17 protein-coding genes are annotated in these 15953 nt (G+C 56.4%); 14 read left to right on the forward strand and 3 right to left on the reverse strand.

The window, feature by feature from the left end:
- Positions 1-33 precede the first annotated feature (33 nt).
- Positions 34-2301: an ATP-dependent Clp protease ATP-binding subunit ClpA gene (gene clpA, locus NAT23_RS09125; protein ID WP_251927650.1), complete on the reverse strand. Its 2268-nt coding sequence runs from the start codon at positions 2299-2301 to the stop codon at positions 34-36.
- Between the two features lie 30 nt (positions 2302-2331).
- Positions 2332-2700: an ATP-dependent Clp protease adapter ClpS gene (gene clpS, locus NAT23_RS09130; protein ID WP_374708811.1), complete on the reverse strand. Its 369-nt coding sequence runs from the start codon at positions 2698-2700 to the stop codon at positions 2332-2334.
- Between the two features lie 275 nt (positions 2701-2975).
- Here clpS and NAT23_RS09135 point away from each other — a divergent pair, with 275 nt between their 5' ends.
- The 13 genes from NAT23_RS09135 to brnQ all read left to right on the forward strand — a co-directional run bounded on the left by NAT23_RS09135 (position 2976) and on the right by brnQ (position 14393).
- Complete coding sequence (locus tag NAT23_RS09135) at positions 2976-3572, forward strand: pseudouridine synthase (RefSeq protein ID WP_251927655.1); 597 nt, start codon at positions 2976-2978, stop codon at positions 3570-3572.
- Positions 3569-4036, forward strand: a complete 468-nt coding sequence (locus NAT23_RS09140; RefSeq protein WP_251927657.1) for an NUDIX hydrolase — start codon at positions 3569-3571, stop codon at positions 4034-4036. The genes NAT23_RS09135 and NAT23_RS09140 overlap by 4 nt, the downstream gene beginning before the upstream one ends.
- Positions 4037-4102: 66 nt before the next feature.
- Complete coding sequence (gene mnmA / locus NAT23_RS09145) at positions 4103-5233, forward strand: tRNA 2-thiouridine(34) synthase MnmA (protein WP_251927658.1); 1131 nt, start codon at positions 4103-4105, stop codon at positions 5231-5233.
- The gene (hflD, locus tag NAT23_RS09150) at positions 5230-5844 is read left to right on the forward strand and encodes a high frequency lysogenization protein HflD (protein ID WP_251593739.1); all 615 of its coding nucleotides are present in this window, start codon (positions 5230-5232) and stop codon (positions 5842-5844) included. The genes mnmA and hflD overlap by 4 nt, the downstream gene beginning before the upstream one ends.
- Before the next feature lie 41 nt (positions 5845-5885).
- Positions 5886-7253 (forward strand): adenylosuccinate lyase, encoded by a 1368-nt coding sequence (purB, locus tag NAT23_RS09155; RefSeq protein WP_251927659.1) that lies wholly within the window; start codon positions 5886-5888, stop codon positions 7251-7253.
- A gap of 50 nt (positions 7254-7303) precedes the next feature.
- Complete coding sequence (locus NAT23_RS09160) at positions 7304-8488, forward strand: cupin domain-containing protein (protein WP_251927660.1); 1185 nt, start codon at positions 7304-7306, stop codon at positions 8486-8488.
- Positions 8472-8915, forward strand: a complete 444-nt coding sequence (locus NAT23_RS09165; protein ID WP_350028326.1) for a GNAT family N-acetyltransferase — start codon at positions 8472-8474, stop codon at positions 8913-8915. Before NAT23_RS09160 ends, NAT23_RS09165 begins: the two co-directional genes overlap by 17 nt.
- A 57-nt stretch (positions 8916-8972) precedes the next feature.
- Positions 8973-9443 carry an outer membrane lipoprotein gene (locus tag NAT23_RS09170; protein ID WP_251593744.1) on the forward strand — a complete coding sequence of 157 codons (471 nt, stop codon included), beginning with the start codon at positions 8973-8975 and terminating at the stop codon, positions 9441-9443.
- A gap of 112 nt (positions 9444-9555) precedes the next feature.
- The gene (locus NAT23_RS09175) at positions 9556-10524 is read left to right on the forward strand and encodes a lipid A deacylase LpxR family protein (RefSeq protein ID WP_251927661.1); all 969 of its coding nucleotides are present in this window, start codon (positions 9556-9558) and stop codon (positions 10522-10524) included.
- Between the two features lie 115 nt (positions 10525-10639).
- Positions 10640-11377 (forward strand): lipopolysaccharide kinase InaA family protein, encoded by a 738-nt coding sequence (locus tag NAT23_RS09180; protein WP_251927662.1) that lies wholly within the window; start codon positions 10640-10642, stop codon positions 11375-11377.
- A gap of 147 nt (positions 11378-11524) precedes the next feature.
- A complete protein-coding gene (locus NAT23_RS09185; RefSeq protein ID WP_251927663.1) occupies positions 11525-12094 on the forward strand; it encodes an OmpW/AlkL family protein in 570 nt (189 codons plus the stop codon).
- Positions 12095-12328: 234 nt separating this feature from the next.
- Entirely contained in the window at positions 12329-12964 is a 636-nt protein-coding gene (locus NAT23_RS09190) for an OmpW/AlkL family protein (RefSeq protein WP_433962199.1), read from the forward strand.
- Between the two features lie 112 nt (positions 12965-13076).
- Positions 13077-14393 (forward strand): branched-chain amino acid transport system II carrier protein, encoded by a 1317-nt coding sequence (gene brnQ, locus NAT23_RS09195; RefSeq protein ID WP_251927664.1) that lies wholly within the window; start codon positions 13077-13079, stop codon positions 14391-14393.
- Positions 14394-14410: 17 nt separating this feature from the next.
- On the opposite strand, the gene NAT23_RS09200 is transcribed toward brnQ, so the two are convergent.
- On the reverse strand, positions 14411-14740 hold the full coding sequence (locus NAT23_RS09200; protein WP_251927666.1) for a YqcC family protein: 330 nt from the start codon (positions 14738-14740) through the stop codon (positions 14411-14413).
- Between the two features lie 187 nt (positions 14741-14927).
- Between NAT23_RS09200 and NAT23_RS09205 the strand changes: the two genes are divergently transcribed.
- Positions 14928-15953 carry a DUF3549 family protein gene (locus NAT23_RS09205; protein ID WP_251927667.1) on the forward strand — a complete coding sequence of 342 codons (1026 nt, stop codon included), beginning with the start codon at positions 14928-14930 and terminating at the stop codon, positions 15951-15953.

Here is a 15953-nt window from a genome sequence, read left to right on the forward strand (position 1 = left end):
GCGCTTTGTCGTTTACTGCTACTTTTTTTCGCGTCAGGCAACCTCGACCTCGGACGATAGATTCAACCCTTCGTCGTCGACCGTTACATGAACGGTACCGCCATGGTCGGCAAGCTCTCCGAACAGAATCATTTCTGCCAGAGGCTTTTTCAGCTTGTCTTGAATCAGACGCGCCATGGGTCGCGCCCCCATTTCAGGATCATAGCCGTGCTCGGCAAGCCAGGAGCGCGCTTCGTCCGACACATCAAGCTGAACCCGTTTCTCATCGAGCTGCGCCTGCAGTTCAACCAGGAACTTGTCGACCACGTTACGAACCACGGCCAGATCAAGTGCGTGGAACTGAATGATGCCATCCAGACGGTTACGGAATTCCGGCGTAAAGGTGCGTCGAATTACTTCCATGGCGTCGGTTCGATGATCCTGGGTCTGGAAACCAATAGAACGTCGAGACGATTCTTCGGCTCCGGCATTCGACGTCATGATCACGATCACGTTACGGAAATCGGCCTCACGCCCGTTGTTGTCCGTCAGCTTACCGTGGTCCATGACCTGCAGAAGCAGGTTGAAAACTTCCGGGTGCGCCTTTTCGATTTCATCGAGCAAAAGCACACAATGCGGTGTTTTCGTGACGGCCTCGGTCAGCAAACCGCCCTGATCGTATCCAACATACCCAGGCGGGGCACCGATCAAACGCGATACCGCGTGGCGCTCCATATACTCAGACATGTCAAACCGGACTAGCTCGATGCCCATCAGATGAGACAACTGACGCGCCACTTCCGTTTTACCCACCCCGGTAGGCCCTGCAAACAGGAAGCTGCCTACGGGTTTATCGGGTGAGCTCAAGCCCGCACGAGACAGCTTGATTGCGGAAGACAGGCTCGTAATGGCCTCATCCTGACCGAACACCAGCATCTTGAGGTCACGCTCAATGTTGGCCAGAAGCTTGCGATCGGAGCTGGTGACGCTTTTCGGCGGAATACGCGCAATCGAGGCAACGATCGATTCAACCTGTTCTACGCCAATAGTATCGACGCGTGCTTCCTGGGGCAGCAAACGCTGATGCGCACCAGCCTCGTCGATGACATCAATGGCCTTATCGGGCAAATGCCGCTCATTGATGTAGCGATCCGCCAGACGCACGGCTGTCTCGATGGACTCATCGGTGTACTTGATCTGATGGTGCTCTTCGAAGCGGCCACGCAACCCTTTCAGGATACGAATGGCATCCTCGACCGAGGGCTCGAGTACATCCACCTTCTGGAAACGTCGCGCCAGTGCACGGTCTTTTTCGAAAATACCTCGAAATTCCTGGAACGTGGTCGACCCGAGGCAACGAAGCTCCCCAGAGGACAATAGCGGTTTCAGAAGATTCGAAGCGTCCATGACACCGCCAGAGGCGGCACCTGCACCGATCACGGTATGAATCTCATCAATGAACAGAATCGAATTTGGTTCTTTCTTGAGTTCATTGAGCAGGGCTTTCAAGCGTTTTTCGAAGTCGCCACGGTATTTCGTGCCCGCAAGCAGTGCGCCCATGTCGAGCGAATACACCACAGCATCAGCGATGACTTCCGGCACGTCTTCTTCAACGATGCGCTTGGCAAGCCCTTCGGCAATGGCCGTTTTTCCGACACCAGCTTCACCCACCAACAGCGGGTTATTCTTGCGGCGGCGCGCAAGAATCTGCACGACACGCTCAAGCTCGTGATCTCGACCAATCAACGGATCAATCTTTCCAAGCCTCGCCTGCTCATTGAGGTTGGTTGCGTACCCTTTCAGCGGATGTGAACTGCTGTCGGAGCCGCTTTCTTCACCGTCGTCGCTGGATTCAGTTGACCCCGGCTGAGGCTGTTCCTGATCGGAAACCTTGGAAATCCCGTGCGCCAGGTAGTTGACCGCATCGACGCGAGCCACACTCTGGTGCTTGAGGAAGTAGACCGCCTGGCTTTCCTGTTCGGAAAAGATGGCCACTAGAACGTTGGCGCCAGTGACTTCAGTCTTGCCAGACGACTGGACGTGAAATACCGCTCGCTGCAACACACGTTGAAACCCAAGCGTTGGTTGAGTTTCACGGTCATCCTGACCCTCAGGAATCAGCGGCGTGGTGGAGTTGATGAAATCCTGCAAATCCGTGCGGAGCTTATCGATGTTGGCCCCACAGGCTCGGAGCACATCGGACGCAGAGGCATTATCAAGCAATGCCAGCAGGAGGTGTTCCACGGTCATGAACTCATGGCGCTTTGAGCGCGCCACGGTAAAGGCCGTATTCAGGGTCAGTTCAAGTTCTTTGCTCAACATGGCAGTCCCCTTCTTGCCGCACTCGGCGCTTCATTCGACCTGTTCGACATCGCACAATAGTGGATGTTGACATTCTCGAGCGTATTCGTTGACCTGATGACATTTGGTTTCCGCGACATCGCGCGTGTAGATTCCGCAGGTCGCCTGGCCTTGGGTATGGACGGCCAGCATGATCTGAACCGCTTTTTCATGATCCATGGCAAAAAAAGTCTGTAACACCTCAACCACGAACTCCATGGGAGTATAATCGTCATTGTGCAACACAACTTTATAAAGCGGTGGCTCCTTAAGCTCTGGATCACTTAACTGCTCTGCAACATCCTCTTCTTCGTTGCCGCCGGGTGTAGGGGGTGTCGTCATGGCAGCGTAGGTAGCGCCCTTAACTTTAAAGTCATGCATTTGAACGTATCTTCTTTGAACATAAGAGGCAAAATCGTTGAACACAAGCACCGATGACGCTCAGCTGCACCTATTCGTCGATCCTGCCAGGCGTTGTCTAAAAGATGGTGGCCTACACTGCAAGATGCAACTGCTCTGAGTGAAATAAACATCGAAGGCTTGATCTTGTTCGTCGCGATTGACGCTCGTTTTATCACACACCCACACGTTACATAAGCTGGATCAACACTCAGTTTGACCACGTTATCAAGGGACCGTTTCATTCGGACGCACCAGTGAGCACTCTTTATCTTTTACACAAGCCATTTCAGGTACTGTGCCAGTTTACTGACGACTCAGGCCGACCAACACTTGCCGGGCTGATCGATGTGCCTGGCATCTATCCGGCCGGGCGCCTGGATTTCGACAGTGAAGGGCTTTTACTGCTCACAGCCGACGGTCAGCTCAACCATCGCATCACTCACCCCGATCAGAAGCAGGAAAAAACCTATTGGGTTCAGGTCGAAGGTGAGCCCGACGATCATGCCCTCAAAGCCCTCAAGCACGGCGTGACTTTGAAGGACGGGCCGACGCGCCCAGCCAAGGTCCGGCGATTGATTGCCCCCGAGGTCGGCGATCGACACCCGCCGGTCCGCCATCGGGCGAGCATCCCGACCTCCTGGCTTGAAATCACCATTACCGAGGGGCGCAACCGGCAGGTTCGCCGCATGACAGCTGCGATTGGCCATCCGACTCTGCGCCTTGTTCGAACCCGTATCGGCCCGTGGTCGATCAAGGGCCTCGCATCGGGCGCCTGGCGCAGTGAAACACTGCACATGCCAACCACCCCCAAACGAGGCGCCCACACGCCTAAAAAAGGGCCCAAACGATGACTCGCTGGCGCCCCAACACAACGGTTGCCGCCGTCATCGAGCAGGATGGCCGGTTTCTTCTGGTCGAGGAGCGACAGGGCGCGCCCACCGTTTTCAATCAGCCGGCCGGGCATCTTGAGGCCGGTGAAACCCTCATCGGCGCCGTTCACCGGGAAACGCTTGAGGAAAGTGGCTGGTCGATCGATATCGATCATTATCTCGGGCTTTATATCAACGAGGCGCCAAACGGCGTTACCTACCACAGCCATAGCTTTCTGGCGACGCCAAGGGCCGTTGAAACACACACGCTGGACTCGGTCATTGTTGGCGTACACTGGTTTACACCTCAGGACATTCAAACCCTTCACCAACAAGGGCGACTGCGAAGCCCGCTCGTCTTGAGGCGCATTCAAGACGCCCTCGCCGGCAAACGGTATCCGCTGGATCTCATCAATGAACCGCCCTACGCGCCGACGAGGGGTTAAGCCCGTACGCGCCATCGGGTATAATCGCCCCAACTTCGCGTTCGAACCCGAGAGTATCTGTGCCTCATGACTTCTAGCTCCTCATCTCATCCGGCCCACACCAAAGTGATCGTAGGCATGTCCGGCGGCGTCGATTCGTCCGTATCGGCCTGGCTCCTGCTCGAACAGGGGTATCAGGTCGAGGGGCTGTTCATGAAGAACTGGGATGAAGACGACGGCACCGAGTACTGCACTGCCAAGGAAGATTTGGCCGATGCTCAGCGCGTGTGCGACACCCTCGACATCACGCTGCACACGGCCAATTTTGCGGCCGATTACTGGGATAACGTCTTCGAGCATTTTCTTGCCGAATACAAGGCCGGACGCACGCCGAACCCGGACATCCTTTGCAATAAGGAAATCAAGTTCAAGGTCTTTCTCGAGTACGCAGAAATTCTGGGCGCGGACCTGATCGCGACGGGGCACTATGTCCGCCGTGGCGAGGCAGGCGGCCAAGCCGCACTGCTCAAGGGGCTCGATGCCAACAAGGATCAAAGCTATTTTCTGCACGCCGTTGGCAGTGACGCCATCGCACGCACGCTCTTTCCCGTGGGCGAGCTCGAAAAGCCGGAGGTTCGTCGCATTGCCGAAGAGCAGGGTCTGGCCACCGCTCGCAAAAAGGACTCGACCGGTATCTGCTTCATCGGCGAGCGGCGCTTTCGTGACTTTTTAAGCCAGTACCTGCCGGCCCAGCCCGGCGTTATCGAAACCGACACCGGTGATCGCATCGGCGAACACATGGGCTTGATGTATTACACCCTCGGCCAGCGCCAGGGACTCGGGATCGGCGGACTCGCCAAGTACAACGAAGACCCGTGGTACGTGGCGGCCAAGGACCTGGAACGCAATGTGCTTGTTGCCGTTCAAGGCAAGCACCATGACCTGCTGTACACCCAGCTCATCGTCACCGAATCCATCGACTGGGTTGCAGGTCACGCGCCTTCTGAGAACTTCGAAGCCACCGCCAAGGTTCGGTACCGTCAAACCGACCAGCCTTGCCGCGTAAGCGTCCATGACGACAACACTTTAACTGTTGTATTTGATGCCCCCCAACGTGCGGTCACACCGGGCCAATCCCTCGTGCTTTATCAAGGCGAGCAGTGCCTCGGTGGTGGCGTAATCCAGAGCGCGTACAAACTCGAGACCCAAGCGGCATGACGACTACCGAAGAACAGGCTCTGGCGCTTGCCGGTGTTTTCCAGGCCGCCGCCGTCGCCGACGAACTGGCCCGGACCGGGCACTGCGACGAGCGCGCCTGGCATACGCTACTGACCGCTACACTCAATACCGACCCCAATACGTTCGAGGACGTCTACGGCGGTAATCACAACAATTTGAGACTTGGCATCAAAACGCTGTCAGAAGCCTTCACCCGCGCGCCACAGTCGCCCAACGTGATGCGTTACGCCTTCTCGATGGTGCTGCTGATGCAGAAATTTCAAAAGCACCCCGAAATGATGAATCAGGTCGGCCAGCGCCTGGAACGCATTCGCGGTCAGGCCGACCACTTCGGGCTGACCCATGAAAACGTGGTGGCAAGCCTTGGGGAGCTTTACAAGGAAACCCTGTCGACGCTGAGCTACCGCATCGTTGTTCAAGGCGACCCCAGTCTGCTGCAAAGTCGCATGATGCCCGAGCGGGTGCGCGCGGTACTGCTGTCCGGCATTCGATTTGCTCTTTTATGGCATCAGCGCGGCGGACGTCGCTGGTCGCTTCTTTTTCAGCGTGGCAAGCTCAAGCGCGCACTCGATGCGCTGGACAGTCATTGACTGCGCCAGCCGACTTTCGTTTTTCAAGACATGGAACAGACATGCACCTTTCATCTCTGACGGCCCTCTCTCCCATCGATGGCCGCTACGGCGATAAGACCGAGGCGCTTCGCCAACATTTCAGCGAGTTCGGCTTGATTCGAGCCCGCGTCATCGTCGAAGTACGCTGGCTCGAACGACTGGCCGATCATCCGGACATCCCCGAGGTAACCCCCCTGTCCGACGATGCCCGTGCCTTCTTGAATCGCTTGATCGAAGAGTTCGACGAAGAGTCCGCCGCGCGCATCAAGGGCATCGAACGTACGACCAATCATGACGTCAAGGCAGTCGAGTACTTCCTCAAAGACCGTCTGGCCGAACACGATGAACTCGCACGCATCAGCGAGTTCGTCCATTTCGCCTGCACCAGCGAAGACATCAATAACCTCTCGCACGCACTCATGCTGAGAGGCGGACTCGACAGCGTGCTGCTGCCCTCGATGCGTGAAACCTACACGCGCATCAAGGCGCTCGCGCATGAGCACGCCGAACAGCCAATGCTTTCAAGAACCCATGGCCAGACGGCAAGCCCTACCACGCTTGGCAAGGAAATGGCCAACGTGGCGGCCCGCCTTGCCCGTCAGCTCGAGCAGATCGAGTCGATCCGCATGCTCGGCAAGATCAACGGCGCCGTCGGCAACTACAACGCGCACTTGACCACCTACCCCGATGTAGACTGGGCCGCCAATGCCGAAACGTTCGTGACGTCGCTCGGGCTAACCTTCAACCCGTATACGACCCAGATCGAACCACACGATTACATTGCAGAGCTATTCGACAGCATCTGCCGCTTCAACACCATTTTGATCGACTTCGATCGGGACGTCTGGGGCTATATTTCACTCGGTTATTTCAAGCAGCGCACCGTCGAAGGCGAAATCGGCTCCTCGACCATGCCGCACAAGGTCAACCCCATCGACTTCGAAAACTCCGAGGGCAACCTGGGGCTTTCCAACGCCATCCTGGGCCATCTGGCGCAAAAACTGCCCATTTCACGCTGGCAGCGCGACCTGACCGATTCCACGGTCCTCAGAAACCTCGGGGTCGGCCTGGCCCATGGTCTGATTGCCTATCAGGCGACGCTTAAGGGCATCGGCAAGCTCGAAGCCAATCCGGCGCGCCTGAACGAAGATCTCAACAACAGCTGGGAAGTACTGGCCGAACCGATTCAGACCGTCATGCGGCGCTACGGCATCGAAAAGCCCTACGAAAAGCTCAAGGAGCTGACCCGTGGCAAGCGCATCGATCAGGCAGGCTTTGCCGCCTTCATCGATACGCTCGAGCTGCCTGATGACGTCAAGCTTGAACTGAAAGCGCTGACGCCAGAGCGCTATATCGGCAATGCCATTGCCCAGGCAAAAGCGCTTTAACGTTTCACCCCGCCGGGTCATCAAGGCCCGGCTTCACGCGATCGAAAACCATGACGTACGACGCCACCGCGCCATTGACCCTGCTTGGAAACCGCTCACCTGCTGAATTCTTGAGCGAGTACTGGCAGAAAAAGCCGCTTCTTATTCGAGGCGCCTACCCCGATTTTCAGGCCCCGCTCTCTCCCGATGAGCTGGCAGGGCTTGCCTGTGAGGATGGCATCGAGGCTCGACTGGTAGAACAATTCGGCCCGGACAAGACGTGGCAACTCTCCCACGGCCCGTTCGATGAGAACACGTTCAGCCGCCTGGGCGAGCGCGACTGGTCGCTGCTGGTACAGGCCGTGGACCACTACGTGCCGGACGTTGCCGAGTTGATGGCGGATTTCCGGTTCATTCCCGCCTGGCGCCTCGATGACATCATGATCAGCTACGCGCCACCAGGCGGCAACGTTGGCCCTCACGTCGACAATTACGATGTCTTCCTGCTTCAGGCCAGCGGCACCCGGCGCTGGCAGCTGGGCGAATTCTGCGATGAAAACGCGCCCGTAATTCAGGGCATCGACCTCAAGATGCTCGAGCACTTTGAGGTAAGCGCAGGACAGGACTGGGTGCTTGAGCCCGGCGATATGCTGTATCTGCCACCGAGGCTTGCTCATCATGGTGTCAGCGAAAGCAGTGACTGCATGACCATTTCAGTCGGCTTTCGCGCACCTTCCGCCGATGAAATGATCACCTCCTATGCCGATTTTCGAGGCGAGCAGCTCAGCGAGGAACAGCGTTACGGTGATGCTGACCTCACGGCGCCCTCGCACAGCGGTGAAATCGATGAACAGGCCCTCGCTCGCGCCCGCGAGGTCATCCTTACTGCACTGGATGAGCCGTCAACGCTTGCCGCTTGGTTCGGGCGCTACATGACCCAGGCCCGCTACCCGGATCAGCTTGCCGAGCCGGAAACGACTACAACGGCCGACACGCTTCTAAAGCGCCTGGAACAAGGCGAGGAAATCGAGCGCAGTCTTGGCTCACGCTTCGCCTTTCATGGTCTTGATTCGACGCGCGCAACGCTTTTTGCCGATGGTGATGCGATCGAATGCGATCGTACGCTTGCTGAAGCAGTTGCCTCGACTAACCCACTGACTCAAGACCTGGTGCCAATGGATCATGGAACTGCCGAGCTTCTGGCCGCACTGATTAACCGAGGTTCGCTGCACTGGCCCGATGACGATGATGCCTGACACCGTCACGATCGATCACGGCGATTGGGCAACCCTTGGCCACTGGTGTCGGCCGATTCGCACTGCGGTATTCGTTGATGAGCAAAAGATACCGCCTGCCGAGGAATGGGATGACGACGATCACAACGCTGTTCATTTCGTTTTGTTCGATCAGGGCGAAGCACTCGGCACGGCGCGCCTGTTGCCCGATGGTCACATCGGGCGCGTGGCCCTTTTGAAAAACAGCCGAGGCCGAGGGCTAGGTCACCGTTTAATGCATAACGTCATGGACCATGGAATGCGCCTTCACTCAAGGCTCGTTCTGTCAGCACAGACGCATGCGCTTGGCTTCTACGAACACCTCGGGTTTGTCGCGACCGGCGATGAGTTTTTGGAGGCAGGCATAGCGCATCGAACCATGGTCTACGCTGTCGAAGTGAACGATTGAGCAATCGATGCGTCTAACTTCTGATGCATCGTTTATATCCGACCTGGAGCACACCTCATGAAACACTTGGCGACTACAGCCCTTGTCATCAGTCTTGCCGCACTCGGCGGTTGCGCCAATAGCGACATTTATTCCGGCGATGTATACAGCGGCCAGGACGCGAAAACTGCACGGTATGTGCACTACGGCACTGTATCGCAGGTACGTCCGGTCAAGATTCAAGCAGGCAACCAGAATGACAGCGGGTTTGGCGGTATAGGCGGCGCCCTGCTTGGGGGCGTGCTTGGAAGTCAGTTCGGTGGCGGCAGCGGACGCCTTTTAACATCGGCCGTCGGCGCGGTCGGCGGCGCAGTAGCCGGCTCGAAGATCGAGCAGTCTGCCAATCAGGTCAACGCCTACGAAATCCAGATCCAGCAGGATAACGGCGAGCAGGTCGTGGTCGTCCAAAAGGCGGATCATCCCTATTCAGTTGGCCAGCGCGTACGCTTGATCGGCTCCGGGAACGATCTTTCAGTCGCCCCCGAATAATCAGGGTCAAGGTGTAACTTCGCCTGAGGAACATGCGGACTGCGTAGGGCTTGTCCTATACTGGTTAGCCACCTAACCATAACGATCAGCCCACGCAGGAAAAGGACTCCCCATGCGCGCAAAGACTTTAGCTCTGCTGCTCCTTGCAGCCTCCCCATCGGCTCTTGCCGACGGCATTCTCACCCTGAAAATCGATAACGATATATTTGCCAGTGGCGATGACGGTCATTACACCAATGGGCTGGAAGGCCAATGGACCTTTCGGCCCGCTGCCGACCACTGGACCCGCTCATTGTCAGAGTCCCTTCCTGTATGGTCGCGCGGCACGCTTGATATGGCGAGTTACCGATTCGGCCAACAAATCTATACCCCTGAGAACACCAGCGCGCACCAACTGATCGAAAGCGACCGCCCTTACGCAGGTTACTTGTATGCAGGACTATCGCTTTTTCAGGACGAGCGTGATGACACCCTTCGTCAAAGCGATTCGCTCTACATCGATATCGGTGTGGTCGGGCCGGCAGCAGGCGGTAAATTCATTCAAAATAACTTCCATCATTTGATCGACAGCGATAGAGCGGAAGGCTGGCATAACCAATTGAACAACGAGCCAACGCTTGCCGTTGGCTGGAACCGCGCCTGGTGGCACCGTGGCTCGATAGGTAACCTTGAAACCGAATATGGCCCCAACGTGGGTGTCACACTGGGCAATCTGTACGATTTTGCCGAAACCGGCTACATGGTTCGTGTCGGGCGTGGGTTATCCGATGTCTATGGTATGCCAAACGTTTCACCGTCACAGAGCGGGCGCACGTTCTTTACCCCAAACCGAGGCGGCTGGTACGCCTTTGCCGGGCTCACGGGGCGCTATGTTGCGCATAACATGCTGCTCGACGGCAATACCTTTCAAGACAGTGCCGAGGTCGACCGCCGTCCCTGGGTAGGTGACGCATTGACCGGGGTCGCGTTAACCTACGACCGCTGGAATGTCGCCTTCACTGCCGTCTGGCGGACACATGAGTTTGAAGCGCAGGACGACAGCGACAAGTTCGGCTCATTGACCATCTCCACCTGGCTTTAGGTCAGCCCCCTGGCGTTAGGTGACAGCGCGGCAGGCACGTAACCTTGCTTACCGCGCGATGGTCAAGGCTCATGATTTAGCCACCCCTTATTATCTACCTTACTAGATTGCCCTCATGAACGATTACCATTCCCCGGCCTACGCCGACCTGTTTCAGCGCCATAAACTCGACGATTTCGAAGCCTTGTGGGCACTGTCTCTCACACCGGTCGATGCTCCCAACCTCGAGCGTGGCGGCCACTCTGAAGTATGCTTGCTGACGCTTGAGAATCAGCGTTTTTTCGTCAAGCGCCAAACAAACCATCTCGGTCGAAGCGTTCAGCGCCCTTTTGGCGAACCGACCTTCGCGCGTGAATTTAGAAACATTCAACTCTTTCAAAAGCGGGGCATCCCGGCGCTGGATGCGGCCTGGTTCGGTGAGCGCCGCTCGGGCAAATCCTGGCGTGCCATTCTGATCACACCTGCCCTGGATGGGCATGAAGATCTCATCGATTTGAACGCGCGCTGGCAAACGCTCTCCAATGAGACCCAACACGGTATCATCGATGCCAGTGCAACTCTGCTGCGCACTCTTCATGACAGCGGCTTGCTGCATGGCAGCCTTTACGCCAAGCATGTGTTCTTGACGCAAACACCCTCAGGCTGGTTCGCCCGCTTCATCGACCTCGAGAAATCCAGGCCCTTCTTTCGGCGCTCAGCAGAGCGTGTACGTGATCTTGATGTGTTCGCTCGCCGCCTTGATCAATGGCAAGAAAACGAGTGGCAGCGCTTTTTCGAGCATTACGCCGGGCCCGAAGGGCCCCAGTGGCGCCAGAAACTCGACGCGCGCTTGGCACGTAAACGTAAGAAATAACCTCGATCATCAAAAGCTATCAACCTGATAGTCAAAATCTTAGAAATAATACGTGACAGCACGAACACTGTTTCCTATGATGCACACATCGTTTGGAAACACCGTTCGCAAACACGATGACGGTGACCAGCATTCAAGGAGAACGACATGAAACTTTCTAAAATTATTTCTGTAACCATCCTCGCCGGTGCATCTACCGTTGCTGCGCAATCAGCACTCGCCTACGGCGCAGGCGACATCTTTGTTCGTGGTGATGTTTCCAAGACCGACGCAACTGCAACTGGTAACTACGAAGACGACACCGGCTGGACAGGTTCAATCGGCTACATGCCGATGGACAAACTGGGCGTGGCTCTGAGCACCAGCGACCGCACCAAGTTCGAGAACAAGGAAAGCGGTTCCAGCTTCAAGGCGCGTCCTTATAGCCTGCTGGTTCAGTACTATCCGCTTGGCGGCACTGATGCCAAGGTTCAGCCTTATGTTGGTGGCGGCGCCACATACGTTCGCTTTAACGGCGAAGAAAATGGCCAGGCTGCTCTGGACGACTCCGAGTGGGGCTGGACTGGTCAGGCAGGTGTTGACCTCAACATCACCAACAACTGGGCTCTGAACGGTTTCGCTCAGTACACAGACGTAGATGCGACTGCCAGCAGCACTGGCAACCACATCGACATCGACCCGGTTACCGTTGGCGGCGGTGTTACTTACCGCTTCTAAGCCGGTCACATCGGTTATCGATCAAAGGCTGCCCTTGGGCAGCCTTTTTTTATGCGTATATTTTGACCGGGACTTGCTCAGAGAAAAAGCTTGAGTAGAATGCTCAACTATCTTAATTAAATTTAATTTAGAAAAATGCGACAAAATGCCTCACGACATAATTCCCCCTAAACAGTAAGGTTATTTTTGAACAGCGTTCTTAAAAAATGGCCTGTCATTCAAGGGGAATATATTGTGAAAATCGGTTCTATCGTACCGGCTCTGGCCGTGACCATTGGCGCAGCCGTCGTATCTCAGCCTGTCATGGCCTATGGCCAGGGTGATCTTTACACGCGCGTCGGTGTGGCCAAGGTGTCACCTAAAAGCGATAACGGTAACTTCAATGAACTGGCGCCCGGCAGCGACCTGGATGTCGACGATGAATCCGGCTTTGCCTTCACACTTGGCTATCGATTCCTTGATAAATGGGGCGTGGAACTTCTGGCTGCAGAGCGCTTCGAGCACGACATCAACTTAAATGGCGACAAGGTCGGCTCTACCAAACACTTGCCGCCAACGCTGACGCTTCAGTACTACCCGCTTGGTGGCACAGATGCACGCGTTCAGCCCTATGTCGGTGGAGGCGTCAATTACACACGGTTCTCAAGCGAGAAGCTCGAGGGCGGCGATCTGGACATGGACGACTCCTGGGGATACGCAGCTCAGGTCGGCGTCGATTTGCTGGTCAACGAGCACTGGGCCTTCAACGCCGCAGCCTGGTATTTGGACATTGACTCCGATACAACCGCAACCATCGGCGGCCAGAGCTATGACACAACGGTAAATATTGATCCGATCGTCGTCATGGGTGGGGTCAGCTACCGCTTTTAAGACGGCATTGCATGTTATGAGGCGCTGAATATCAGCGCCTTTTTTGTCAGCGTTACGGCAATCTGAAATAATCGCGGCCCCTACGACCTTAGGCGCATGAACGATTACCGATATGCCTGATACTGCTTTGAAAACCGCTCTAAAACCAACAGATACTCTAGCCCTGGGGTTAATGACGTTTGCCCTGTTTCTCGGGGCTGGAAATCTTATCTTTCCACCCCAGGTCGGCCAACAGGCCGGTACAGACTTCTGGCCAGCCGCGCTTGGCTTTTTAACCACCGGTGTCGGCCTGCCCGTGCTTGGCATCGTAGCCGTCGCTGTGGCCGGCGGTGGGCTTGATCGTATTCTGTCACCCATCCCCAAGGCGGCAGCTACGCTTTTCGGGCTGTGCATTTATTTAAGCATCGGCCCAATGTTCGCCATGCCACGCACAGCAACCGTTGCCTATAACATGGGCGCAGCCCCTTTTCTGGAAGATCCTTCAGCTTACGTCCAGCCTTTGTACGTCGGCGTTTTCTTCCTGATCGCGGTTTCACTCTCCCTGATGCCCGGGCGATTGGTAGACGTCGTCGGCAAATGGATAACACCTATTCTGATTGCGCTTCTCGCAATTCTCGCCGGTGCCACGCTTCTCTTCCCACAGGGTGATTTCGGCTTGCCCTCTCCCGACTGGCATAGAAGTCCATTTGCCAAGGGGGTACAAAGCGGTTATCTGACCATGGATATGCTGGCCTCCATGGTGTTCGGTATCCTGATCACCAATGCCATTCGAAACAAGGGCATTGAAGCGCCGGCTCGGATAACACGGTATACCCTCTCGGCCGGCGCGATCGCAGGCGTGTGCCTGGCCGCGGTTTATCTGCCGCTCGCATTCATGGGCGCAACCAGCCATGAGGTGGCCCCCAACGCAGAAAGCGGCGCCCTGATTCCCGCCTACGTCGACGCGCTGCTTGGCCCTACTGGCGGCATTATCCTGGCGGTAGTGATTACACTGGCCTGCCTGACAACCGCGATCGGCCTTCTAACGGCCTGTGGCGAGTACTTCAATCGGTTGATTCCTGCCGTGCCCTACCGTGTCATTATCGTTGCGCTGGGAATTTCGGGTATCGCAGTGGCACTCCAGGGGCTTGGCACCTTGATTCAGGTGTCGGTTCCGGTATTGAGCGCACTCTATCCACTGGCCATCGTCGTTATTGCGCTGTCTCTGATTCGCCCATGGCTATCGCACCCCGCTCGGATGTTTAACGCGGCGCTGGCGATCACATTGCCCTTCGGTGTCCTGGAAGGCCTTCACGCTGCAGGCAAGCTTTCAACGCTTGGGCTGGCCTCGATGTATGAGGCACTGCCATTGAGCGACGATCAGACCGTATGGCTTCTTCCCGCACTTATCGGTATTGGCCTGGGCCTGGCTCTACAGAAACGGGCCTAGGGTGGCCCTGAATACCGTTAATGCGTGCCGTTCATGACACCGTCGATACGCTCCAACGCCTGAATCAATGAAATACGAGTACTGTAGCGGTACTCCTTGAGGTACAGTTCCGCTGCAGGCGCAATGCTTGATGAGGCCGGAAGCGCGGCGTTGGCGTCCAACAGCGCATTGAGCTTTGGAATCAGTACAAAACGAAGCCATTGCGGCAGCGACATGGTGTCGACGCAAAACGGTGTCTGGCTTGCGAACGCCTGTGCAGCAGGTTGCTCAAGACGCCATAGATCAGCTGCCTTCATAGCCGCTTCAAGCGTCTCAACGGCCTGCTTCATTGAATCCTGTTGAGTCATCATTGTCCTTTAAATAGAAAGTTATGCACTGTCATGAACCATTCACAGTTATCCTGAATGAGCGTGTGGATAACTCGGGGAAAACCGGTCTCAGGCGAGTTCTGATGGCCCTTGGCGCGATCTGGTCATTTTTTAAACACTCAATGAACGCCGCGACCGGCGCTTCATCACTACAGGAGCATGCATCATGAGTTCCGCCCCTGTGACGCTTGGCAGCCTGTTCGACCAGGCTGGCATCGAGCCGCTCTACATTCACCTGGGCCGCGAGATCAGCCGATGCGATCACGCAACGTTTGAAGCGTTCGAGACCCAACAGGCCCCCTGGCCCTCACCCTGGCAACAGCGCGCTCATCTTGGCATCGTCTTCGAGCTTGAAGGCGCCACTGCGTCAACTACCGTGGTCTGGTTCCTGGCGTTTCCGCTGGATGAGCAAGGCTTTCTCGACCCGGCGATGCGCGATGGGTTTATCCACCGTCTGCTGCATACTCTTGGCCAGCAGCCGCTGGATACGCTGGCCGCCTCCGAGGAGGTCGTGCCGCTGATGAAAGACAACCCACTTGCCTTCGAGCCCAGCGACCTATCGCTTGCCCTCTTTCATGCGCTGGTTGCCCGAGCGCAACACCGCCCAGCCAGTAGTCACTGTGAAATGGCCGAGGCCTATTTTAACGGCTCTATGCCCGATAGGCACTGGGAAGTCTTGGGTTGGCAGGGCGTGGCTGATTACGTCATACGCCGAGACGGCGCCAGTGAACGTCACCTCGCGACCCGCCTCGATACTCTACCCGACCCGGCACTGGTTGCGCTCAATGCCTGTCTCGAATTTTGCCCCCCACTAAGCGGCGAACTGATCGAGGCCTTGAAGCAGCAAAGCGTCAGCGCCTCGTCTTCGGAAGTAAGACAGAGCTGTCTCCGAGCGGGACTTGCAAGCGCACGACCCGAGGCGGCCGAGTGGGCCAATGACCTGCTCGAGAAAACGTCAGTAGACGATGAAACACTCGCTGTCTTTGCCGTACGCGGCTGGCATCATCTTGAGCATGAGACGAGACTTCACCGGTTCCTCGACCAGTTGAGCAAGTCGTCTACACTGGATATGGCACAGTGGCTCAAATCGCTTGCTCTACTGCCAAGACTTCGCTTACCGCTGTTAATGATGCTGAAAAACGCACCAGATGACTCTTTGCTGGCACGCCGACTTGATCAATTGACGATGTGA

It is taken from the genome of Larsenimonas salina (genome assembly GCF_023736155.1).
Lineage (GTDB): Bacteria > Pseudomonadota > Gammaproteobacteria > Pseudomonadales > Halomonadaceae > Larsenimonas > Larsenimonas salina.